At 38.6% G+C, this 23,710-nt stretch carries 18 protein-coding genes; all 18 read right to left on the bottom strand.

Annotated elements, in window-relative coordinates:
- Position 1: 1 nt before the first annotated feature.
- The 18 genes from EVJ47_03995 to gyrA all read right to left on the bottom strand — a co-directional run bounded on the left by EVJ47_03995 (position 2) and on the right by gyrA (position 23,652).
- Positions 2-1,390 (bottom strand): 4Fe-4S binding protein, encoded by a 1,389-nt coding sequence (locus tag EVJ47_03995; protein ID RZD15442.1) that lies wholly within the window; start codon positions 1,388-1,390, stop codon positions 2-4.
- A gap of 260 nt (positions 1,391-1,650) precedes the next feature.
- A complete protein-coding gene (ccoS, locus tag EVJ47_03990; protein RZD15441.1) occupies positions 1,651-1,812 on the bottom strand; it encodes a cbb3-type cytochrome oxidase assembly protein CcoS in 162 nt (53 codons plus the stop codon).
- Between the two features lie 56 nt (positions 1,813-1,868).
- A complete protein-coding gene (locus tag EVJ47_03985; protein RZD15440.1) occupies positions 1,869-4,478 on the bottom strand; it encodes a heavy metal translocating P-type ATPase in 2,610 nt (869 codons plus the stop codon).
- A gap of 108 nt (positions 4,479-4,586) precedes the next feature.
- The gene (locus EVJ47_03980; protein RZD15439.1) at positions 4,587-5,474 is read right to left on the bottom strand and encodes a c-type cytochrome; all 888 of its coding nucleotides are present in this window, start codon (positions 5,472-5,474) and stop codon (positions 4,587-4,589) included.
- A 52-nt stretch (positions 5,475-5,526) separates the two neighbouring features.
- Positions 5,527-6,873 carry a cytochrome oxidase gene (locus EVJ47_03975; GenBank protein RZD15438.1) on the bottom strand — a complete coding sequence of 449 codons (1,347 nt, stop codon included), beginning with the start codon at positions 6,871-6,873 and terminating at the stop codon, positions 5,527-5,529.
- A gap of 449 nt (positions 6,874-7,322) precedes the next feature.
- Positions 7,323-10,199, bottom strand: a complete 2,877-nt coding sequence (gene polA / locus EVJ47_03970; protein RZD15437.1) for a DNA polymerase I — start codon at positions 10,197-10,199, stop codon at positions 7,323-7,325.
- Complete coding sequence (locus EVJ47_03965) at positions 10,183-10,599, bottom strand: hypothetical protein (GenBank protein ID RZD15436.1); 417 nt, start codon at positions 10,597-10,599, stop codon at positions 10,183-10,185. Before EVJ47_03965 ends, polA begins: the two co-directional genes overlap by 17 nt.
- A 99-nt stretch (positions 10,600-10,698) precedes the next feature.
- A complete protein-coding gene (locus EVJ47_03960; protein RZD15435.1) occupies positions 10,699-11,862 on the bottom strand; it encodes a radical SAM protein in 1,164 nt (387 codons plus the stop codon).
- The gene (gene ahbC / locus EVJ47_03955; GenBank protein RZD15434.1) at positions 11,852-13,042 is read right to left on the bottom strand and encodes a 12,18-didecarboxysiroheme deacetylase; all 1,191 of its coding nucleotides are present in this window, start codon (positions 13,040-13,042) and stop codon (positions 11,852-11,854) included. The genes EVJ47_03960 and ahbC overlap by 11 nt, the downstream gene beginning before the upstream one ends.
- A gap of 50 nt (positions 13,043-13,092) precedes the next feature.
- Positions 13,093-14,754, bottom strand: coding sequence for a uroporphyrinogen-III C-methyltransferase (gene cobA, locus EVJ47_03950; GenBank protein RZD15433.1), 1,662 nt, complete (start codon positions 14,752-14,754; stop codon positions 13,093-13,095).
- Between the two features lie 68 nt (positions 14,755-14,822).
- Positions 14,823-15,782, bottom strand: coding sequence for a hydroxymethylbilane synthase (locus EVJ47_03945; protein ID RZD15432.1), 960 nt, complete (start codon positions 15,780-15,782; stop codon positions 14,823-14,825).
- Between the two features lie 178 nt (positions 15,783-15,960).
- Positions 15,961-17,364 carry a glutamyl-tRNA reductase gene (locus EVJ47_03940; GenBank protein RZD15431.1) on the bottom strand — a complete coding sequence of 468 codons (1,404 nt, stop codon included), beginning with the start codon at positions 17,362-17,364 and terminating at the stop codon, positions 15,961-15,963.
- An 18-nt stretch (positions 17,365-17,382) separates the two neighbouring features.
- A complete protein-coding gene (locus EVJ47_03935) occupies positions 17,383-18,246 on the bottom strand; it encodes a hypothetical protein (protein ID RZD15430.1) in 864 nt (287 codons plus the stop codon).
- On the bottom strand, positions 18,243-18,893 hold the full coding sequence (locus EVJ47_03930; protein RZD15429.1) for a bifunctional precorrin-2 dehydrogenase/sirohydrochlorin ferrochelatase: 651 nt from the start codon (positions 18,891-18,893) through the stop codon (positions 18,243-18,245). The genes EVJ47_03935 and EVJ47_03930 overlap by 4 nt, the downstream gene beginning before the upstream one ends.
- 13 nt (positions 18,894-18,906) lie before the next feature.
- Positions 18,907-19,476 carry an AmmeMemoRadiSam system protein A gene (gene amrA, locus EVJ47_03925; GenBank protein ID RZD15428.1) on the bottom strand — a complete coding sequence of 190 codons (570 nt, stop codon included), beginning with the start codon at positions 19,474-19,476 and terminating at the stop codon, positions 18,907-18,909.
- A gap of 92 nt (positions 19,477-19,568) precedes the next feature.
- Positions 19,569-19,991, bottom strand: a complete 423-nt coding sequence (locus tag EVJ47_03920; protein RZD15427.1) for an OsmC family peroxiredoxin — start codon at positions 19,989-19,991, stop codon at positions 19,569-19,571.
- A 211-nt stretch (positions 19,992-20,202) separates the two neighbouring features.
- The gene (locus EVJ47_03915) at positions 20,203-21,237 is read right to left on the bottom strand and encodes an NAD(P)-dependent glycerol-3-phosphate dehydrogenase (GenBank protein RZD15426.1); all 1,035 of its coding nucleotides are present in this window, start codon (positions 21,235-21,237) and stop codon (positions 20,203-20,205) included.
- A 21-nt stretch (positions 21,238-21,258) separates the two neighbouring features.
- On the bottom strand, positions 21,259-23,652 hold the full coding sequence (gyrA, locus tag EVJ47_03910) for a DNA gyrase subunit A (protein RZD15559.1): 2,394 nt from the start codon (positions 23,650-23,652) through the stop codon (positions 21,259-21,261).
- Positions 23,653-23,710: the final 58 nt, after the last annotated feature.

Genomic DNA, 23,710 nt, shown 5'->3' with positions numbered 1-23,710 from the left:
TTTATTTCTTATTATTAAATATTTTTGTTATAAAAAAAACCGTATTTTTCTCCGAAATAATAGTATTTTTAGAGTTTATAATTTGAAATATCAAAGGATAAGGCCCTTTTTTAAAATTTTCTTTTGTTTCATTCTTAAGAATATAAAGAACGGGATACAGGGTTAAACTGCTATGCGGTTCGATTTTAAATTTGCTCTTCGTTAGAAAATGCAATTTTAACTTTGAACTTAACACTTTTATTTTTAGCCGCTTCGTTTCATTCGACCCGTTTTCCACTATCAGTTTATATTTGTTTCCGAACATTTTAGGATTACGGGTAAAATAATTTTGATTTATATTAAAAATGGATTGATTCAAATAGTGATAATTGGAAAACTTAAAGAAAAATATTAAAAAAGACGCCAATAATAAAAATAAAGCTATCGCTGCCTTATAAAAAAACGGCCTGTTTTTAACTTTATTTTTTTTATCTTCATCAAGTCCAAACGAATAAAACAGGTTCTTCCCTTTTTTGTTTTTAGAATCGAATCTTTCTTTGCAGGAATCTATGCAATAACCGCAATTTACGCATTGGACCTGAAGGGCTTTTTTACGCGGATCTATTTTCATAAAGCAGGAATCCGTACAATCAGTACAGTCTTTGCACATGCTGTTATTTGCGGGCCTGTATAAAATCCTTAATGTTCTGGAATCGTTAAACAAAAATTGTATAAATCCGTACGGACAGGCATAGATACAGTATTTATGCCTGAGCAGCATCATATCGAATATAATTAGAAAAGCGATAAACCCTGCAATTACCCAGATATAAGGCGTTAAATAGTTTTGTTCCAGAAATGCGTGCTTCGCAACCAAAGACGGCGGGATAAAATAAGCAATCAAATTAAACCCGATAAACAGGGATAATACGGTCATAAAAATTAAAACTGCCGCGTATATTGCAGGCTTTGAGAGTCCGCCTGCCCTTTTTTTAATAAAACCAAAGAGTCCCTCGAATATTTGAGAAAGTATTGTCTGCGGACAAACAAAGCCGCAGTATACCCTTCCAAAAACTATCGAAACAAATATGAACGCAAAAAGTATAAAAAGAAGAAAAAGCCATAAAACATAAAATTCGTTTATAAAATAATACCTGCCGAATAAGACAATGGTCCCTTTTAAAACATTTATCCTTAATATATTAAGCAAGGGTGCAAATATTATAAAAAGCGTTGAAATTACTAATAAAACTTTGCTTATAAAATTAATACTTATATTATATTTCATATATTCATATACTCCTATATATAAAGGAACAAAAAACCCTTTCCAAAATTTAGTTTCAACATTATTTGAACTTTCGCCGCTCATCCCCAATCTTTCGAAAGGGGATATCAGCGGAAAAGCCAAGGGAAGCCTGAGGCTTAATTAAAAACTTTCACAAAAATTAATTAACGATAAAAAGACGAATATCGAATCTCACCAGTAAAGATACAAATAAATAACACCCCAGATAACTAAGCCTGCCATAACTAAAATAAGCCATAACGGCACAATGCCGTGTCCCGAACTTACTTCGATGTTTGAAGATTCTTCGCTATGTTCCTGATTCATAATGAAACCTCCTTTCGTTTAAAAATAAATATTAAAATTAATAATCCGAATAAGATTTACTGTTTAAGTTTGGCGCTTTCTTCCTCGTTTTTAAGCATTCTTCTGGCTATATCTTCGGAATTTTTAAACTGTCCAGTTTTTATTCCCCAATAAAGAAGGAAGAAAAAACCAAGACCCATAAATAAGCTCATAAGAATAAGTAAAAGATAAAAAAACATTTTTAATTCACCCCCTTAACATCATTAAATAAATTTTTATAGATTAATATTAATTTTCATTTTATCAAAGCATTTCCATACACTGCAATACCGCTTTCGGTATCCGCATCAGTCCTTTTAGCGGCGGAAGGTTCAACTCTGCGCAGTTTTATCTTTAGAGAATTAAAGGTTATAAAAATAGAGGAAACCATCATAGAAATTGCCGCGCTTAACGGGTTTAAAATACCGAGAACGGCGAGCGGTATTGCGGCGGAATTATAAATAAAAGAAAATAGCAGGTTTTCTTTAATAATCCTTCTTGTAACGGATGATAATTTCAACAAAAGGACGATAGATCTTAGGTCCCCGTTTAACAGAACCACATTCGGCCGGGTAAACGGGACATTATAATGGGACGGCGATAAAATGGAAATATCGGCTTCTTCCATTGCCGGCATATCGTTTAAACCGTCGCCGACAAATGCTGCTATGCCGCCCCCGTCCTTTTTCTTTAAATTTTGAATAAATTCGAGCTTGTCCTCCGGCTTCATTCTAAAATGCGCGTTTTCCTTTGGAATCCCGACTTGAGAGGCTATAAAATTCACCGCCTCTTCGCTGTCTCCGCTTAACATTATAACCCTCTTTTTAAGCTTTAAAATATTTTTTATCGCGTCACCGGAACTGCTCTTTATTTTATCCGTTATAACAAAAAAACATTTCGGTTCTCCCCCAATGCTCAGATAAACTACCGCCGCCCCTTCTTTTTCAAATCCTAAAGCCCTTTTTTTGATTTCCGCGTTCAAGGATATGCCGTTTTCTTCCAGAAATTCGGGATTCCCCAGTAATACCTCATCGTTTAAATATTTTGCGCTAACGCCGTAACCGATTTTAAATTTTATCCCGCTAATATCATCCGCGTCTATCTTTTCGGCATTTTCGGCTTTTCGCTTAAAAGCCTCGGCTATCCTGTCGTCGATATTTCTTTCGATTAAAGATGCAACCTGAATTAAGCCTGTAATTTTGCCTTTAGTCGAATTTAACGGGACAATCTCTTTTATTTCCGGCAATCCTTCGGTTAATGTCCCTGTTTTATCAAAAATAAATGTATCAGCATTTGTAAATAGTTCAAGGGTTTCGGCCCCGTTAACGAGTATCTTGTCTTTTTGCGCCCTTGAGATTCCGTTAGTTATGACAAGCGGCGCAGCAAGGCCGAACGCGCAGGGGCAAGCCACCACCAGCACGGATATGAATCTCACTAAAGATGCGTCAAAATTTTTTGTTAAAAAATAGTAAATTGCAAATGTTAAAACGGCAACGGCTATTATCGCCGGAACAAAAATTTTTGCTATGTTATCGACATATCTCAAGGGTTCGGTTTTCAAATTATAAGCTCTTTCGGCGAATCTTATTATTTTAAATAAGTAACTTCCGTACGCGCCCGTCGAAGCCTTTATTTTTATATCTTTTCCTTTATTTATCGACCCGCTGATTAAATTTTCGTTATTTTTTTTATTTACCGGCAAAGTTTCGCCGTTATACATAGATTCATCGATAACGGCATATTCGGAAATAAGGATGCCGTCGGCAGGCACTAATCCCCCTTGCTTGACGAATACAATGTCGTCTTTTTTTATATTCCCGATATCGACTTCTTTTTCTTCTCCGTCAATAAGAATTGTCGCAAAATCCGGCCTTAAATTAATCAAATTATGAAGTCCCGACACGGACGATTTCTTTGCCGATGCCTCAAGAAATTTTCCAAAGGTGATTAAAATCAATATCATTGCCGCCGTATCGAAAAAAACTCCCGAAGATTTTTTATAAAGCCCGAAGGTAATAAAAGAGCTGTAAATATAAGCGGAAAGAACCCCCATGGAAATCAGGGTATCCGAGTTATACGCTAAAGCGATAAGTTTCTTATAGGCGCTTTTAAATATGGGATAGCCTACGACAAGGACTATCGCGGTTGTAAACGTCCACAATATAATATGGCTGTAATTAATAATTTCGTTTTTAAGCCTTAAAAAATAATCTGAATACAGCAGCAATGAAAAAACCATTATATTCATGGACATAAAAACCCCGAAAGCAAAACGGGCAAGAAGGGAATATGATTCTTCCTTAAGGTTGTCATAGCTGTTGTCATATTCCGATACCCCATACCCTAATTTCTTTAAAATATTTTTAACGGCTTTTAAATCGGCGCCGCCTTGTCCCGTGTTAAGCGTAACGGAATGGGTGACGGGGTTGATTTTTGCGCTTTCTATATTATCCTGCAGTTCTAATGCTTTTTCTATAACGGGAATACACGACGAACATGTTATTCCCTTAATTCCAAAGCTAATCTGCCTTTCGTCATTTTTGCCGCGGGTAACGGTGTAAGCAGTGGTCGGCTCCGCGGAACCGGCGGGCTGCCCGCGCCGGATTTGCGTTTGGCGTTCCCTTTCTTTTTGAAAAACAGGCATCTGACCCGGTAACGCAAGGTCGTTTATAATAAGATTAGATATAGAACTTTCGCTTTTTCCGAGGGTCAGATAGCCTATTTTACAACCGTAACAGCAGAAGTTTAACATATAGGGGGGTGTTTTAACCTCTGCCGTTACAGGTCGTTTAACGATTTTAGCCCCGCAAAAATCGCAGTGCGAAGGCTTTGCTTTATCTTTTATTTTATTTATAAAATCAAACATAATTTTTAAATAATTCCCTTTTAACGCTGATATGAAACCTTAATCCGCAATATAAATTGCATCTCTGGATTCCCGCGTACGCGGGAATCCAGAAGTATTAGTTTACTTTTACGCGGTTTTTTTCTGCGAAAAAGTCTTGATGTAATATAAAACTTCCCATATCTGGTTCGGTTTTAAGGTTGTAGCCCATTCAGGCATCGATGTATGCGGAACCCCCTGGGCTATACGATTATAAATATCCTTATCCGCCGTGCCGTATTTTTGTATCCACTTACCAGATGTAAAATTCCACGGCGCAGGTTTTAAACTTGCGGCCGCGGGGCCGTTTCCGCCGCCTTTTATTCCGTGGCAACCCTGGCAGTTTGCGTTATAAATCTTCATGCCTTCTTGCACGGCCTCCGGCGTATTGGAAACTACGGCCGAAACAGCGCTGACCTGAGCGGCTTTATATTGCCAGTAGCTCTTATATCCTGTTCCCTCGGCAACATCGGTGCCTAAAGTTTGAAGATATGCGACAAGTTCAACCGCCCTTTTTGTGGGCTTAGAAGCGCCGCCGTTAAATAACCAGCTAAAAGCCGGCATTATTGTCCCGGGAGAAACTGAATTGGGATTGTATAAATGGGCAAACTGCCAGTCGTTTGTGTGCTTTCCTCCCTCGTCCGATAAATCTGGTCCGATTCTTCTTTTACCCATAAGCATAGGCAATTGATAATTATAAGTTCCCGCCTGCGCGACAGGGCCATAATACTGTCTTTCTCCCGAAACGGGCCTGACAAATTGCGTATGGCACACCCAGCATCCCTCGTGAATATAAACCAATCTTCCTTTAGCGGCTGAGCCGGTTAAACGGTGGACAAGTTCGGGTTTCCCTTTTAAATTTATTATGGTATGGGTTGTCTGTTTTGGCTGAATCCACGGTATAAGGCCGACTACGACAAATCCTAAAAGAAAGAATCCTAAGCCGGCAATTAGTATAATATTACCACTCCTTTTCATAAATTTATCTCCTTACTTAAATTTAATTTTTCTAATGAGGCCTGACCCTGACCTAAGCCGCCGCTTTTTTATTAGTCTTCCACATATTGTAAAGCATAATATAGAAGCTAAACACCATCATAGCCCCGGCCACCGTCCTGATTACCCAGTACGGCTGAATATCCCATACGGTATTAAGAAACGGCACCTGCGCAATCCATAAGATTCCCTGAATCAAACCGGCCGCCCATAGAACCATAGCCATAATGGAAAACCCGACAAACCCTAACCAGAAATGCCAGTTTCCCAATTTTTTATCCATTTCTTTGCCGGACACTATCGGCCACATAAGGTATATCGCCGCAAAGCAGAATAAAGAAAAGGCTCCATATAAAGCCATATGGGCATGCCCCACGACCCAGTCGGTAAAATGGATTATTTTTTGCATGGACCGAAGCGACTGCATAGGTCCCTGGAAACAAGTAAGAAGATAAAATACCATACCTAAAATTACAAATTTAACGGGAAGGCTTTCCGTAAGTTTAGTCCATTTTCCCTTCATAGTTCCGAAAAAATTAGTTATGACAACCCAAACGGGTATAATAAGAAGCACGCTTGTAACAATAGCTATCGTTTGAACCCATGTGGGAATCGGGCTGTAAATATAATGATGGGCGCCCGTAAAAGGGTATATAAAAGCAAGCGTAAAAAAGCCGATTATGGATAACCTGTGGGAATAAATCGGTTTGTCCGCCCCTATGGGAAGAACATAGTAGGCTATTGCCAGACCTAAGGGCGTTACGGTCATACCGACGACATTATGAAAATAAAACCCATTCAACATGGCTCCTTCCGTACCTGCCGCCCAATAGTACGGAATCCAGTTGCCTATAATATAATTCAATGCCGTCCAAATTATGCCACCCATTAAATACCAGAGGCTGACATAAAGCTGGTTTTCCTGCCTCGTGAATATAGTTCCGAATATGTTTACGGCATATATAACCACAGCCACGACAATAATATAATTAATCCAAATCGGAATTTCCGCGTAAGGAAGCCCTTTGTTGTCCCCAAGTAAAAGCTCGATAACGGCGGCAACTATAATTGCGTTCCATAAGTATAAATTAAACCATGCCAGTTTAACGCCGAAAAGCTTCTGCCTTGTGAGCCTCGGCACATAATAATAAGAAATACCAAAAAAAGCGGTAACAAGCCATGCAAAAGCAACCCCGTTAACATGAACCATCTGAAGCCTTGGAAATGAAAGATATGAAATATTGCTTAAAAACGACGGCCACCAAAATTTAACGGAAAGTAAAAATCCGACGGTTGTGGCAACGCACAACCAGATTACCGCGGAAAACAAATAACCCTTGACAAGTCCTTTGTCAACATAACTATCCAGCGACTCTTCCATAAAAACTCCTTAAACTTAAATAAAAAGTTAAACTAAAAAAAATAAAAAAGACAAAATAAAAACTAAAAAACTCCCTTTGCTTCACCTCCCGAATCTTAATTAATATATTTAATTTACATTTTTTTAAACATATGTTTTATTTTTATAATTAGGATTAATATTATCCTATTTATCATATTTATATCACTAACAAAAATTTTGTCAAGTAAAAAATTATATTTATTTTAGTGTTATGCGATATAAATCAATTAAGAAATTTTGATAATGATTTAAAATTCGTAAAACAAGTTTATAAATTTAAGGAATTAACTGCCGTGAAGGCTGCCTCATTGAATGCGGCGGAAATGCGGCAAGATTAATGTTCGGAATAATTAAGGTAATTATACAACTAATATGCGGGAGAGCGGAAACGGATAAACGCTAATACGGGATAAATTAAATATGCGCCTTTAATGCGCCTCCGCCCAATTTTTACCGGCTCCGATATTGATAACTAACGGGACATTTACCAGAAGGTTTTTGTCCGTCATTAAAACGGTTACAATATCTTTCAGTTCGTTCACTAAAGATTCTTTGACCTCGAATATAAGTTCGTCATGGACCTGAAGTATCATTTTTGCACCGCTTTTTAATTCGGGACTGCTTTGAAGTTTTTTATAAATATTCACCATGGCAACCTTTATAATATCGGCGGCTGTTCCCTGAATAGGGGCATTTATTGCGGCTCTTTCGGAAAAAGAAGCCAGATTTTTTATTTTGGAATTAATATTTTCCACATAACATTTCCTTCCAAAAGCGGTCCTGACAAACCCGTTCGATTTAGCCTCTTCAACGGTTATGTCCATATAATCCTTAATGGCGGGGTGATTTTTAAAGTATAAATCTATGTAAAGTTTCGCCTCGTCGGCAGAAATACCGAGTTCTTTCGACAGCCCGAAGGGGCTCATACCGTAAATTATTCCAAAATTAATTACCTTTGCTTTCCTTCTCATAGCAGGGTCAACACCTTCGGGATTAACTTTAAATATTTCGGACGCCGTTTTTGCGTGAATATCTTCGTTGTTTTGGAAGCTTTCAACCAATGCTTTATCTCCCGAAATAGACGCCATAACCCTTAAGTCGATTTGAGAGTAATCCGCCGACAAAAGAAGACAACCGTTTTTTGCAATAAATGACTGCCTTATTTTAGTCCCCTCAACACCCGCGGCCGGAATATTTTGAAGGTTCGGGCTCTGGCTTGCAAGCCTGCCCGTAGAGGTCGTAATCTGAGAAAAAGAGGTGTGAACCCTGCCATCTTTGTCGATTTCCTTTAATAGAACATCCGTAAAAGATGTTTTGAGCTTAACTTTGTTTCTGTAGGATATAAGGCCGTCTATAAATTCCAGATATTGCCTTATTGTCCCGTCTTCACTCTTTTGCAATAAAAATTCAAATCCAGACTTTAATGTTGAAAGAACCTCTATATCGGTGCTGTTTTTCTTTACCCTGTTAAATTTCATTTCGTTGAACATAATTTCGCTAAGCTGTTTGGGCGAATTGACATTGAATTCTTTTCCCGCTATTTTGTGCAGGATGCCTGCAAGCCTCTTTGATTCTATGTCTAATTCGACCGACAAAGACATGAGCTTATCTTTGTCAACCATAATCCCTACATCTTCCATATCGCTCAAAACCATAGAAAGCGGCATATCGACATTGTAAAACAGATATTTTAAATCCGCATCTTTTTCAATCCCGGCTTCAAAAATTTTATACAGGATGTAAACCGAAAAGGCTTCGTCCGCGGCTTCTATTTGAACATTTGAATCCTCTGGCGGCATTAAGTCTATGCCGTTTAAACCTCTTGACTCATTTTCGAATTCTTTTTTTATATCTGTAAAACTATGGGAATGTCTTATCGGATTTAAAAGGTAGGACGCTATTTTTATGTCAAAAAACAAATTATTTAATTCAATGCCGCTTTTCCCCAGAAACCTTTTAATGCCCGTAAGGTCGTAACCCGTTTTATAAATGGAATCGTCCTTTAATAAATTTAATACTTGCGGGCGGGCGGCAAGGTCTTTTAGATTGATAATTTCGGTTCCCGTTTCTTTTGAAAATAAGTGTATTAAATCCCCGCCATTATCGCCTTCAAAGTTAAAATCCGGCAAATCTTTGTTTTTATCGTTAAAGTCTATATAAATTGATAGAATTTTATATACTGGATTCCTGCTTCCTTCGGAATGACAAAGAATTTTGTTATCTTTAATATTAGTATCGTTAATGTTGTCACGGTAATAATTGCCTGAAGAACCGTCCCCGCCGCTCATGCCCGCTTCCAGCTCCTTTAATAGGGAGTTAAATTCCAATTTTTTAAAAACATCGTAAAGTCCGTTATTGTCTTTTTGCCTCATTGCAAAATCGCCTAATGCATAAAAACTCTTCCCTGCGCAAGTTTCCAAGCTTTTATCGGCAGGTTCTTTTAGTTCAGGTGTAAAACATGCCCCCTCAATATCGATGTCTTTGTAAAATGAGGCAAGCTCCAGACTCTTATACGCTTCTTCTTTATGATTTATAAGCAAATCCTTGAGCTTTTGCTGTTTAATCCCGCCTATATTTTCGTAAATGCCGTCCAAGTTATTATAGGTCTTTATTAAACTAAACGCCGTCTTTTCACCGATACCTTTGATCCCCGGAATATTATCGGAGGCGTCCCCCATTAATGCAAGAACATAAAGGTATTCGTCCGGCTTTATTCCGTATTCTTCCTCAAAACCCCGCGCCGTAATAATTTTATTTTTAAGGGCGTCGTATATAAAAACCTGATCCGATAACAGCTGTTTCAAATCTTTATCGCTGCTTACAATACAGGTAGGTATAGATAATTTTTTTGAAAAATTGTTTACGATATAAGCAATTAAATCATCCGCTTCGTATCCTTTAAGCCTGAATGTGCTAAACCCCAATAAATAAGAAATATCCGTTAAATAATCGACCTGCGACAGCAAGTCTTCGGGCATCCCCTTTCTGTTGGCTTTATATTCTTCGTAAGATTCCTTTCTTAAACTTTCGTGGGAATCGAAAAGGCATGCCCCATACCTTATATTTGCCTCTTTAATTAGCTTCATAAGCATCCGCGTGTATCCTAACGCGGCGCCTGTGGGAATACCTTTGGAATTTGTAAGGGAGGGGAGGGCATAATAAGCTCTGTAAAAATAGGAGCTTGAATCTATTAAAAAAAGGTCTGCCTTAATATTAAGAATCTCTTTGGCTTTAGGGCGGCTTTTCTTTTCCGTTTTTTTTTGAGGCAGGCTATTTTCCATTATTCGTTTAAAATTTCTTGACATCTATAACGCGGGTAAAGGCAAATCTATCCCCCAGCCTTTCACCTTCTGGGCTTTTTATGACAAAATAGGTCTCGACGCCAAATATGAAAAGACCCACCGTGAAAAGTAAAAAATATCCGACAAACGGTATGAGGGAAAATAAAAGGGCTAAAGCAAGAAAGGAATTTCTTATAATCGATTCCTTAAATTCGATTCGTTTTTCATCCGAAATTGTTACAACCTTCAAACCTATAATCTTTTTCCCAAGGCTTTGCCCGTCAAAAAACCCGTCCGCAATTAAAATATACAAAATACCCGCTAAAAAGCCGAAAGGATAAAACACTTCGCTTAAAAAGCCAAATATCAGTAAATCGATAGCCTTAGCTATAAATCTGTGAAGGGTGTTTGCTTTCTTATCCATAAGTTAATTAAATTATTTACCCTGTACTGCAATAGAAATTTTATTTACTGGATTCCTGCGTAAGCAGGAATCCAGTGTTCGTATAACTTTAAAGTCATTTTAGGGATTTCTATCGACAATTTTGGGATTGACAAGCCTTCCCTTTGTCGGCTCATAAATACAATACGGCTCTTCCTCCATATAATCTCCTTTTTCATAATAAGCCCTTGCCCTGCATCCTTCGCATACCTTTTTATATTCGCAAATGCCGCATTTACCCTTTAAAAGACCGGTATCCCTTAAGTTTAAAAAGACTTCGGAGCCGTTCCAAATTTCACTGACGGATTCTTTTGTAATATTCCCCGCTTGAACGGGAAGATAACCGCATGGCTGAACGACGCCTTTTCTAGATATGAACATAACGCCGCTCCCGGCTAAACAACCCTTTGTAACGGCAGCCATGCCATGAGTTTGAGGGGATATGGTTATGCCTTCATCCTTTGCTCTTTTATGCATAATCCTAAAAAAATGAGGGGCGCATGTTGCTTTAAGCTCGATTCTGCCTCTTAACTCCATAGTCTTATCGTAAAACCATGATAATACGTCTTCATATTTTTGTTTATCGAGCATTTGGGAATCCGCTATCTGAATGCCGCAGCCAACCGGTACAAGCATAAATATATGAAGAGCCTTTATGTTATTGTTTAAGGCTAAATCCAGTATCTCTTTGACCTCGTCCTCATTGTGCCTTGCGATAGTGGTGTTTATTTGTACCTCGATGCCTTCTTTTTGCAGATTTCTAATGCCGTTAAACGCGCTTTTGAAGGAGCCGGGTATCATTCTGAATGTATCATGGGTTTGGGGGTTTGCCCCGTCCAAACTTATAGAAACCCTTTTGATGCCGCTTTCTTTAATCTGTTCCGCAACCTTTTCGTTCACTAATGTGCCGTTAGTAGCAAGCGCGACGCGAAGACCTTTACCCGCGGCATAGCGGGCAATATCAAAAATATCGTCTCTGTATAGCGGTTCTCCTCCTGTTAAAATAAGGATGGGGCTGCTAAATCCGCACAACTCGTCTATAACGGCAAAACACTTTTCCGTCGAAAGCTCGTCTTCCTGCCTTTCCGTCTGAGCCTCGGCACGGCAATGAATACATTTCAAATTGCATCTTGCGGTAAGCTCCCAAAAGACTAATCTCAGCTCGTTTTTTTTCGAAGGCGCCAAACCGCCGCCGTGCATTTGACCCGGATGACCGGCAGGCATCGAAATATTTTTATTTTCCATTATAAATCTCCTCATCCGTCAAATAACAAGCCGGATCCGGCGCCCAAAGATCCCCCTCTTTCGCCTCCGACCTGACCCTGAAGTTGCCGTTGCAAATATCAAGCCATTTACAACTTTCGCATCTTCCTTTTACATAAGCCTTTTTATTTTTAAGCTGTTTCATAAGCTGGTTCGAGGTATCCGTCCATATCTCGCTAAACTTTCTTTCTTTAATATTGCCGAATGAATAGTGCCTCCAGAACTGGTCGGCATAAACCTCGCCATCCCAGCTGACACAGCCGATTCCAACCCCGGAACTGTTGCCCCCGTTCATCTTGAGAAGGCTCATAACATTTTCCGCTTCTTCCCGTTTGCCCTCTTTTAAAAGCTTTAAATAAATATACGGGCCGTCGGCATGATTATCGACGGTAAGAACTTCCTTTTGGTTATCCCTTGAATATACCTCTTTTGTAAGTTCCAATATTGTATCGACCGTCTGCCTCGTTTCTTCTAGAGATAAATCCTCGTCTATCAGCTTTGTTCCCCGTCCCGCGTAAACAAGATGATAAAAACAAACCCTTGGGATATTTTCTTCCTCCAGCAGTTTGAAAATGCCGGGAATTTCCTCAGCGTTTCTTTTATTTATGGTAAAGCGCAGCCCGACCTTAATTCCTGCCTCTTTGGCATAATTAATACCTTTCAGAGCCTCCCCAAAGGCGCCCTTTTTGCCCCTGAATCTGTCATGAACCGCCTCAAGCCCGTCTAAGCTGATGCCGACATAAGACAGTCCCACTTTCTTTAATTCGGAAGCTAACTCCTTAGTAATAAGGGTTCCGTTGGTAGATATAACCGCCCTCATTCCTTTCGACTTTGCATAAAAGCACAAATCAAGGAAATGCGGATGCATTAACGGTTCGCCGCCCGAAAAAAGCATAACCGGGGAGCCGAACGCAGAGATATCGTCTATAAACGCCTTGCCCTCTTCAAGCGTAAGCTCGTTGTTATACTGAAGATTTTTAGATTGGGAATAACAGTGGATGCAATTTAAATTGCATGTCCTTGTCATATTCCATACGATTACAGGCTTTTTATCCTCGGAAAATTGTAAAAGGTGGGAGGGCAGTTTGCTCGACATGCGCCCGTAACGAAGGGCGTCGGAAGCGTGAACCCCGCCGCAATAAAGTTTCGATATTCCTATCATTTTTATATTAACCCCTTGATTTTATTTTTATTAATATCCTTAATCCGGCATTAAATCTTGTTTTTTCGATAAAAATCTACTATTCCGTCAACTAACGAATCTATATTGACATCTTTAGATATTATATCAGATTTAATACCAAACCCCAACGCATATTTAGCCGTCTTTTCCCCAATGCTCGCAAATTTGACCCCGGAACCCGTAATCCTCTTCAAAAGCCCTTTTTGAATGCCTTCGGCTAAGTTGACAAAATTTTCGACGGTTGAATAACTTGTAAAGCTCACAACGAAAGAACTTAATGAGAGGTCATTCGGAAGGCCTATATTTTTATGAACCCTTTTTGCGCCGTTACCTTTTGTTGTTATAAGGGAGCTAAAAATTTCATATATCTCTTCTTTCGATTTTTCGGGTATAACGGTTTCATAAACGGGCAAATTTTCTAAAATTGCGCCTCTCGATATAAGAAATTCCGGAAGTTCGGCGTTTATTTTCAAAGCCTGAGGAAAAAGAATTTTTTTGCCTTTAAGTTCAGTATCTTTAATAATATTTATTATGCCCGTCTGGGAAAATTCGGACGGGATAATATCCGGAACTATGCCGTATTTTTTTAACTCCAACGACGTGACTTTGCCTACGGAAATTATTTTTTTGCCGAAAAGCGACCTTGCGTCCAGCCCTTTCAAAAAAAACTCGTCAAAAAACCCCGAAACACCGTTAACGCTTGTAAAAATGATATAATCGTAATCTTTAATATTTTTTATTGCCTCATGAATCTTAGCCCTATCTATATTACTTCCGCCTTTAACCGCCTTTATAAGCGGCAGGTTCATTACGAAAGCCCCAAGCCTTTTAAGCCTATGGATTAGCGTGCCTGCCTGCCCCTCCGCTCTTGTAACCATCACTTTTAAACCGCTTAACGGTCTTTTTTCAAACCAGTTCAGTATATCTCTAAGTTTAACGACATTCCCGACAATAAGTATAAGCGGACTTTTTAAACCGTGCCTGTCAGCTTCGTCTTTAATCGTAGCCAATGTTCCTGCCGCCGCCTTTTGATTTAAAGTAGTCCCTTCTTGAATCACGGCGCAAGGGGTATCTTTATCTTTTCCCGAAGAAATTATATTTTTAGCGATAGAATCCAGATTTTTATGCCCCATTAAAATTACTATTGTGTCCGCGCCGGACAGCTTGTCCCAATTTATTGTGCTTTTTTCCTTATGTTCTCCTTCGTGTCCCGTCACAATTGCAACGGTAGAGGCATAATCCCTGTGTGTCAAAGGAATGCCCGCATAAGCAGGAACGGCAAAAGACGAGGAAATGCCGGGTATTATTTCAAAGGGGATTGCGTCTTTAAAAAGTCTTTCGGCCTCTTCCCCGCCCCTTCCGAATAAATAAGGGTCCCCCCCTTTAAGCCTGACGACAACCTTATTTTCTTTGGCTTTTTCTGCCAAAAGTTCATTAATAGAATATTGCGGAAGGCTGTGATTTGACGATCTTTTACCCGCATAGATTATCTCGCACCCATCTTTTGCGTAGGATAAAATCTCTTCCGAAATTAAACTGTCATATACGATAACATCCGCCTCCTGCAAAACCGTTTTGGCTTTGAGGGTCAAAAGCTCCGGGTCTCCGGGTCCGGCGCCCGTAAGATAAACCATTCCTGTTTTTGAATTTTTATCCGTTTTTTTTTCCTCTTTATTTTTGTTTTTATCCATTTACTTTATAATCCTCTTGTTCGTTGCCTGCCGCCTCTTCCAAGGCGCGCGCAAAATCTATAATGATTTTATAGTATCGTGTTTTTGCTCAGTATCTCGAACCCGCCTTTATTTATTAAACTCAGGGCTAATTTTTTCCCGACATTCTCGTAATCTATTTTTTTACCGGTAACCCCATCCTCTAAATATTCCCCGTAAGTATTAGAGACAAAGCCTTTTATATGTACATCATTACCCTCGATATAAGAATAAGCCCCGACGGGAGACGCGCATCCGCAGTTTAACCCTTTAATGCATGCCCTTTCGGCAAAAACCGAAAACTTTGTGTCTTCATCGTTCAACGGTTTAATTATTTCGCCTATATCGGCTCTGGCGCTTTTATATTCTATTACTATGGCTCCCTGTCCGCACTGGGGAATAAATGTAAGGGGGTCTAAATAAACATCTATATTGGAAGAAAGATTAAGCCTTATAAGTCCGCTTGACGATAGGACGATAGCATCGAAAAATCCGTCTCTTAATTTTCCTAATCTCGTATCGATATTGCCTCTTAATGGTTCAAATATTATGTCATCCCTGAAGCGGGCAAGCAAGGCTCTTCTCCTGAGGCTCGATGTCCCGACTATCGCGTGATTTTTCAACAAAGATGCAAAATTTACGGAATCCAATTCCTTATCGGATTCCGGTTTATCCTTTAAAATAACGCAGTCTCTCGGGTCGTCCCTTTTTAATACCGCACCCAGAGCCAGTTCTTCGGGTATTACCTGCGGGACATCTTTCAAACTGTGTACGGCAATATCGATATCTTCGCTAAAAAGAGCCTCTTCTATTTCTTTTACGAATAGTCCTTTGCCGCCAAAATTGCTAAGCGACGCAGTCAAAATCCTATCCCCCGAGGTCTTAATAGTTTTTATTTCGATATCTATTTTTTTATTTTGATCATCGAAAAGCTGTTTTATTTTATCCTTGACAAGATTAGCCTGGTATAACGCAAGCTTGCTTCCGCGCGTTCCTATTTTTAGTTTCAAAACTTACCTTTTATTTATTAAATTATGTGAACTACCCAAAATTGCCGATAGAAAATTTCTTTTCTGGATTCCCGCTTTCGCGGGAATGACAATACGGGATTTTAACTTTTCACCCAACGGGTATCCCAACCCGCTTCAGCGGGAATCCAGAATTTATAATATTTAAATTATTTTATAATTATTTTATTAACTTTATCTTTGACAAATTATTTTTATCGCCGGACCCTTTTTCACATTCCTTATTTATTATATTATCGTTGTTTCTCTTATGCCCGATTTCCTTGTCTGTGCCTAAACCAAGATTAAAAAGGGTTTTTAATGTCTCTAACATATTCGCTTCGCTTGAATCTACAGCGGCTTTTTTGATAAGGGTTATCGGCTCATGAAGGATTTTATTCGTGAGTGAATTGATAATTAAGCCCTTTTCTTTTTTTTCGCCGATATATTTCGATAACTCTATCTCTAATATATCTTTTACCTTGTTTCTAAGTAAAACTATGACCGGCACGGCATTTAACGAATTCTTCCACTCCATAAACTCCTTTGCGTTTATTTCTACAAGTTCGCTCGCGGTCACAGCCTCTTTTTCTCTTATTTCTAAGTTACCCTCGATCATTTTTCCGATATCGTCAATGTCGTACAGATATACATTGGAAATCTTGTTAATTTCAGGGTCGATATTCCTTGGAACGGAAATATCGATTAAAAATAGCGGCCTTTGTTTGCGAAGTTTTATAACGGGCATAATATCATCATACCTTAGCACATACCCTTCCGAACCGGTCGAGCATAAAACAATATCGGTGTGGGGCAGTAATTTATAATACTCCGAAAAATCAATCACATCTATACAGTTTTTTTCATTCACCCCAAATGACTCTTCTACAAAATGGCAGGCCTTGTCTTTTGTCCTGTTCGCTATATAAATATTATGAACTCCGTTTTTTATAAAGTGCTTGGCGGTAAGCTTGCCCATTTCGCCTGTTCCCAAAAGCAATATCTTCTTATCGCCTAAGCTGTTAAAAATCTTTTTTGAAAGTTCTACCGCCGCATAACTTATAGATACGGGAGAGGATGCTATCTTTGTTTCGGTTCTAACCCGTTTTGCGCAATAAAAAGCCTTATGAAACAGCTTATTTAAAACTTGGCCGTTCATTCGAAATTCGCATGATTCGTTATATGCATCTTTAATCTGTCCCAGTATTTGCGGTTCCCCTATTACCATAGAATCTAAACTTGAGGCTACGCTAAAAAGGTGTTTAACAGCTTCAAAGTTAAGATACATATATAAAAGATTATCCGCGTCTTTTTTCACAAAAAAATACCCGGAGATATAATCTTTTATAAAATGGGCTTCTTTTCCAACCGCCCATGGGGATAAATCCATTATAAATTCAGACCTGTTACAGGTAGTAAGTATCGCCAGCTCTTTAATTAACGGTCTGCCTTCTTCATCTTTCAAATTAAGCAGTTTTTTTGCGAATTCCTGCCTTAATTCGGGGGTTAAAATCTTCTTGGAGACTATCTCCCTATCGCCGATATCTGCAGATTTATGGCTTAAGCCTATAATTAAAATATCCATATATTTAATATATAAATCTTATTTAAAACCATGAAATTCGGGAAATAAATAAAAAGAAAAACTTAAACTGGAAATAATCAATAAAAATCCGACTATGCTAAAAACCGCAGCCTTTTTCCCCCTGAGTCCTTTTGCAACCCTTTCATGCAGCAGCACAGCATAAATAAGCCATGTCGCTAAAGATATAATTTCGATTGGTTTTACAATCATAAAAGATTTAAATAAAGAATTAGACAAATATATTCCCATAGCAATACCGATGGTAATTAAAGGGAAACCTATTTTTAAGCACTGGTAATTCATGTTGTCCAATAACTCCAAATTATAGCCCTTGCCCTGATAAAAAACCTCGTCGAATGGATGATTTTTTTTATCGAATAATTTTAAGTTTTTCTTAATCTTAATCCTTCTTTCTTGAAAAATATATATTAAAGAAATTATAAAAGCAAGAGCAAATAGTGAATCCCCGATTAATATAAGAATTATATGGATTAAAAGAATAGCCTGATCGAAGTTTGAAAAAATTGATTTAATGTTAATATAAACATGGGGAGCAAAAAAGCCTATTAATAAATTTATTGCAACAATAGGGGTTATATATATCAGGATATATTTTGCTTTGTAAAAGAGATTAAACAAAACAACCACAATCATAATAATCCATGCATTAAAGAAAACAATCCAATCTACCGACATCATACCTTTAAATCCGCGAAGGTTCAGCCATATAAAAAAAATTAAACTTTGAATGATAAATCCCGCATAAATTAACGATATAAAAACCTGATAAAATCTTTTTTTTCTTAATAGAATAAACATATAAGAAAAAACATAAATAAAAAACGGGATTAGATATAGTTCTCCTGCGGTCATAAATATCATGCTTGGGCTCTCTGTATAAAATTACTTATAAAAAGGCTAATTTCAGAATATTTTTTATCTTTGACGAGTTCAAAAAGGTCAGAATCGACTAATTCTTCAAAAAGTTTTTGATTTTTGCTCTGAGGCCATTTTTTCATCTTGATTTCATGCCTTATTAAGCCGAGAATTTTAACATAAGTATCATATTCGCTGCCATAAACCTTTTCCAGATCCTCTTTTATTTTTTTAGCAAGCCTTGGGCTTAATCCGCCGGTAAAAATAGCTATATCGAATTCCCCCCTTGAAACAAGGGCGGGCAGGGTAAATGTGCAAAATTCCGGCTTATCGGCAATATTTATCAAAATATTTTTTTTTACGCATCTTTTGAACAGCCCTTCTTCTATTTTTATACTTTTTTTGCCGGGAGAAATTGCGCAAAATACGGCAAACGCTCCTTTTTCATCCCCTGCTTTATAAGTTCTATCAACCCATCGAACCATGGATTGCTTAACAAATCCGGCGATTTCAGGGGAAATTTCCGGCGAAACTATGGTTATATCGGCGCCCCTTTCCGCAAGCCTTTCCGCCTTTCTTGTCGCAACCATACCGCCGCCGACGACAAGAACCTTTTTATTATAAATGTTTAGATTAACGGGATAATATTTCATATAATCCTTCTATTCACTCCCCAAAAACAAGGGCCGAAAATGTACATATATCGGCGCCGTTTTTATAAGCATCGGGCGAAAGTCCCGCCTTCATCGAAACGGCTTCCAGGAAACCTTCTTTATCCATATTGCATTCGGTAGCAACCTGCGGGAGCAAAACCCCGTGGCACGGCCCCTTTATAAGATACAAGCCATGCCTGCCTATTTCTATATTATCGAGATTATCTATCCTTTCAAGAGGGGATAAAACCGATATTTCTATCTTTATTTTTTGAAGTTCCTGGTTGTTTAAAGGCATAAATCTCGGGTCGCCGAAAGCCGCCTCTTTTGCCATTTTATAAACATTTTTATAAATCGGAATATTAGAAATAAAATTGCCTATACATCCCCTTAACTGCTCTCCCCCCGTCTTTAATGTGACAAAAACGCCGGCATTTATTTTAAGGTTATCCGTAAGTTCGGACAATAGTTCCTGCGAGTTAAGAAATTCATCCTTATTTTTATTAAGTGTATCCTCGATAGATTTTCTGGCTGTTTTTACCAAAATGGCCTTTTCCTTTTCCGTTAAATCAAAATTTTTCATATTATATGCACCCTCCCCTAACCCCTCCCGTCAAGGGAGTGGAACAACTTTACCATTGAATATGCTTTTTTCCGCCTATCTTATTTTTAATTTTAAATATTTTCGATTTTATATGACCACTCGATATCGACGGCATTTTTTAACATAGCCCAGACGCTGCAATACTTATCTTTCGATAATTCGATTGCTCTTTTTACCGCCTGCTCGTCGATATTTTTACCCTTAATTTCATAAGTTATAACCATTTTCGTAAATACCCTCGGATGCGTTTCCGCTCTTTCGCCGCTAACATTAGCGCTATAAGAAATTATATTCTGCCTTTTTTTCTTTAATATGGAAACTATATCCATAGAACTGCATCCGGCAAGTCCGGCGAGAATTAAGTCCGTAGGCTTTATACCCTCGTCGTTTCCTCCTGCCTCTTTTGAAGTATCGAGTAAAACAGAGTAGCCGTTGCCGTTATCCGAATATGCTTTGAACTGTAAATCTTGAAGGTATTCTAATTTAATCCCCATAATCAGGCTCCCTTGTCATTTACATTTCCTTAATCCTGTGATAGAAACTATATTAATATATCCAACAGTTAATAACACTGGATTCCTGCTTTCGCAGGAATGACACCGTTGGGTTAAAAATTAAATACCAGCTATGTCATTCCCGCGTAGGCGGGAATCCAGAATATAAAATTCTCATGCAGGATTAAGGTATTTATTATAAATTATAAATTTAAACAAACTCATTTTTTATATCCCTTTCCAAAAGTTTCACTATCGCGTCCGCAGGTTTAAGCCCTTCATAAAGCACGGAATAAACAACATCCGTTATCGGCATATAAATATTTTTCTCCTTAGCTATTATGTGGACGGACTTTGTCGTGGCTATACCCTCCGCTACCATTTTCATATCTTTTACAATAGAATCTAAGCTCTCGCCTTTTCCTATCCTTACCCCGACAGATCTGTTCCGGCTTAAATCCGATGTCGATGTAAGTATTAAATCGCCTAAGCCGGACAAACCGGTAAATGTGATATTATCTGCCCCCAAAGCCTCGCCGAATCTCGTCATTTCGATTACCCCTCTCGTTAAAAGCGCCGCTCTGGCATTATTGCCCAAACCAAGTCCATCGGAAATACCTGCCGCCAGCGCAACAATGTTTTTAAGGCTCCCGCCCAGTTCAACCCCTATAACATCGTCTAAGGTGTATATTCTAAAGTTTACTATATTTTTAAAGAAATTTTTTAATTCGTCTAAAATTTTTTTATTAAAAGACGCGACGCACACGGCCGTGGGAAGATGCTTAGAGACTTCGACCGCAAAACTTGGGCCGCTTAAAACCGCATATCTTTCGAGCATTAAATTCCCGAGGGTTCTTGAAAAAACTTTGTGCGGCAGTTCCATAGACTTATCGCCTAAACCTTTTGCCGTATTCACGAAAATATAACCTTGAAGGTTAAACTTGCCGCTATATGTCTTTATATCCAATAAAGTCTCCCGTAATGCATTCGAAGGCACGGCAAGAAATATAATATGGCAGTTCTTAAAAATAGTTTCATAATCGTCTGTTATTATTATATTCTCGCTAAGCGGCACCCCTTTAAGATAACATTCGTTTTGCCTCTCCCTATTTAATTTTTCGGCAAATTCTTTGCTTCTGGCTTTTAAGTAGACATGCGGCGTAAATTTTGAAAAATTGACGGCGAGGGCCGTTCCAAAACTTCCTGCGCCTATTATGCCTATGGGTTTAGCTTTTTGCATATTCAATTTGTTTATACCCGCGTTGTTTTATTTTTGTTCTATTTCTTTTAAATCGCCGGAAGCGATTAAGGCGCTCACGACTCTTTCGTTTTCATCGAGATTAATCAGCTTCACGCCCATAGTGTTTCTTCCGATGCTTCTTAAATCGGACGCATTTATCCTTATAATCTTGCCGTTGGAGGTTATTATTATTATGTCGTTGTCTCCGGACGCTTTTAGAACCGAAACGACAAAGCCGTTTCTTTGCCCCGTTTTTATAGCGATTATTCCCTTTCCGCCTTTATTTTGTTTTCTAAACTCCGTCATCTTCGTCTTTTTCCCGTAGCCCTTTTCCGTAAAGGCTATAAGGTAATCATCCGCCGAGGAAAGCAAATCCATAGAAACGACGGAATCATTCTTGGAAAGCCTGATCCCCCTGACACCCATCGCTCCCCTGCCCAGAGTTCTAAAATCGTTAATACCCACGCAAATGGACTTTCCCATTTTTGTGGCTATTACGACAAGCTGATTCTTTAAGGCGTTGTCGGCAATTTGAGTGCTTATGACCTCGTCGCCGTCTTTAAGCCTTATTGCGATAAGCCCGCCTTTCCTGACATTTGCAAATTTATCTAGCGAGGTTTTAATAATCTGGCCGTTTTTTGTGGCAATAAAAATCGAATAATCCTTATCGAAATTTGCAATAGGAAGAACGGATGAAACCAGTTCCTTTTCCCTTAAATTAAGAAGGTTTACGATAGGTTTGCCCTTGGAGGATTTTAATGTTTCAGGAATATCGTAAACATTTAGTTTATAGGCATTCCCCATATTCGTGATAAACAGGATAGATTCAAGAGCATTTGCACAGAAGGAGTTTGCGACAAAATCTTCTTCTTTTGATTTAATGCCCGTCTGCCCTTTGCCGCCTCTATGTTGAGCCTTAAAGGTCGATAACTTTGTCCTTTTTATATAACCGTTTTCGGTTATCATAACTATCATGGCTTCATTTGGTATGAGGTCGGTGAGGGTTACCTCGTTTTCTTCCTGTACTATTTCCGTCTTTCTTTCATCGCCAAACTTATCCTTTATAAGCTTAAGCTCCTCCTTTATAACATTCTTTATAAGTATCTCGCTTCCCAGCAGGTCTCTTAATTTTTTAACTTTGTCGAGTATTTCCTCATATTCTTTAATAATTTGTTTGCGCTCTAAGCTTGTAATCTTCTCTAATTTTAAATCTAGAACGGCGCGGGCCTGAATTTCGGAAAAATTAAATCTTTTCATAAGGCGCTCTTTGGCAACGGACGGGGAATCGGATGTTTTTACAAGCTCGATGACTTCATCGATATTTTGGGCTACAATTTTAAAAGCTTCCAATATATGAAGGCGGGATTCAGCCTTTTTTAATTCGAATAGCGTCCTTTTTATAACTACTTCTTTTCTAAAATCCACAAAAAGGGATATCATATCCTTTATATTTAATATTTTTGGCTGATTATTCACTATCGCAAGAAAAATCACTCCGAATGTTTCCTCAAGCTGGGTGTGTTTAAAAAGATTGTTAATTATGACGGTCTCGTTGGCATCCCTTTTTAGTTCGATAACTATTCTTAACCCTTCCCTATCGGATTCATCACGCAGGTCGGATATTCCTTCAATCTTTTTTTCCTTAACAAGTTCGGCTATTCTTTCAAGTATTTTTGATTTGTTTACCTGATACGGTATTTCGGTTATGATTATTTTTGATTTCTCGAAATGGTGCTTGGCCCTTACCTTTACAAGCCCCCTTCCCGTTTTAAAATAATTATTTATTCCCGAATGACCGTAAATTATGCCTCCCGTAGGAAAATCGGGGCCTTTGATTATGGCTGTCAATTCCTCTATGCCGCAGCCTGTATTATCCATAAAATGGAGCGTTGCGTCTATTGCTTCGATGAGATTGTGCGGAGGAATATTTGATGCCATTCCTACGGCGATACCCGATGAACCGTTAATGAGCAGGTTTGGAAACTTAGCCGGCAGGACGGCGGGCTCTTTTAACGAACCGTCGTAGTTGGGGGCAAAGTCAACCGTTTCGAAATCTATATCGTCTAATAAAAACGACGAAAGTTTGGTCATTCTGATTTCGGTATATCTCATGGCGGCAGGAGGGTCTCCGTCTATCGAACCAAAATTCCCCTGCCCGTCAACAAGCGGATATCTTAAGGAAAAATCCTGCGCCATTCTGACGATAGAATCGTAAACCGCCGCATCCCCGTGCGGGTGGTATTTACCTATTACATCGCCGACGATTCTTGCAGATTTTTTATAAGGCTTGTTAAAATCATTGCCTATCTCGTTCATAGCAAAAAGAATCCTTCTATGAACCGGTTTTAACCCGTCTTTAACCTCAGGAAGAGCTCTTCCTATAATCACGCTCATTGCGTAATCAAGATATGACTGCCTCATCTCGTCTTCTATGTTAATATCGACAATACTCTTTTGATCCAAAATTCCTCCTTTGCTT

It is taken from the genome of Candidatus Acidulodesulfobacterium ferriphilum, from assembly GCA_004195035.1.
GTDB lineage: Bacteria > SZUA-79 > SZUA-79 > Acidulodesulfobacterales > Acidulodesulfobacteraceae > Acidulodesulfobacterium > Acidulodesulfobacterium ferriphilum.
The sequence above is the reverse complement of the archived record's forward strand: the minus strand, read 5'-3'. Positions and strand labels throughout refer to the sequence as shown.

Coding starts and splice junctions, on each gene's coding strand:
- ccoS (RZD15441.1), bottom strand. CDS start 1,812: ATGTTTTTTTATCTTTTACTTATTCTTATGAGCTTATTTATGGGTCTT.
- EVJ47_03985 (RZD15440.1), bottom strand. CDS start 4,478: ATGTTTGATTTTATAAATAAAATAAAAGATAAAGCAAAGCCTTCGCAC.
- EVJ47_03980 (RZD15439.1), bottom strand. CDS start 5,474: ATGAAAAGGAGTGGTAATATTATACTAATTGCCGGCTTAGGATTCTTT.
- EVJ47_03975 (RZD15438.1), bottom strand. CDS start 6,873: ATGGAAGAGTCGCTGGATAGTTATGTTGACAAAGGACTTGTCAAGGGT.
- polA (RZD15437.1), bottom strand. CDS start 10,199: ATGTCAAGAAATTTTAAACGAATAATGGAAAATAGCCTGCCTCAAAAA.
- EVJ47_03965 (RZD15436.1), bottom strand. CDS start 10,599: ATGGATAAGAAAGCAAACACCCTTCACAGATTTATAGCTAAGGCTATC.
- EVJ47_03960 (RZD15435.1), bottom strand. CDS start 11,862: ATGGAAAATAAAAATATTTCGATGCCTGCCGGTCATCCGGGTCAAATG.
- ahbC (RZD15434.1), bottom strand. CDS start 13,042: ATGATAGGAATATCGAAACTTTATTGCGGCGGGGTTCACGCTTCCGAC.
- cobA (RZD15433.1), bottom strand. CDS start 14,754: ATGGATAAAAACAAAAATAAAGAGGAAAAAAAAACGGATAAAAATTCA.
- EVJ47_03940 (RZD15431.1), bottom strand. CDS start 17,364: ATGGATATTTTAATTATAGGCTTAAGCCATAAATCTGCAGATATCGGC.
- EVJ47_03935 (RZD15430.1), bottom strand. CDS start 18,246: ATGATATTTATGACCGCAGGAGAACTATATCTAATCCCGTTTTTTATT.
- EVJ47_03930 (RZD15429.1), bottom strand. CDS start 18,893: ATGAAATATTATCCCGTTAATCTAAACATTTATAATAAAAAGGTTCTT.
- amrA (RZD15428.1), bottom strand. CDS start 19,476: ATGAAAAATTTTGATTTAACGGAAAAGGAAAAGGCCATTTTGGTAAAA.
- EVJ47_03920 (RZD15427.1), bottom strand. CDS start 19,991: ATGGGGATTAAATTAGAATACCTTCAAGATTTACAGTTCAAAGCATAT.
- gyrA (RZD15559.1), bottom strand. CDS start 23,652: ATGAGGCAGTCATATCTTGATTACGCAATGAGCGTGATTATAGGAAGA.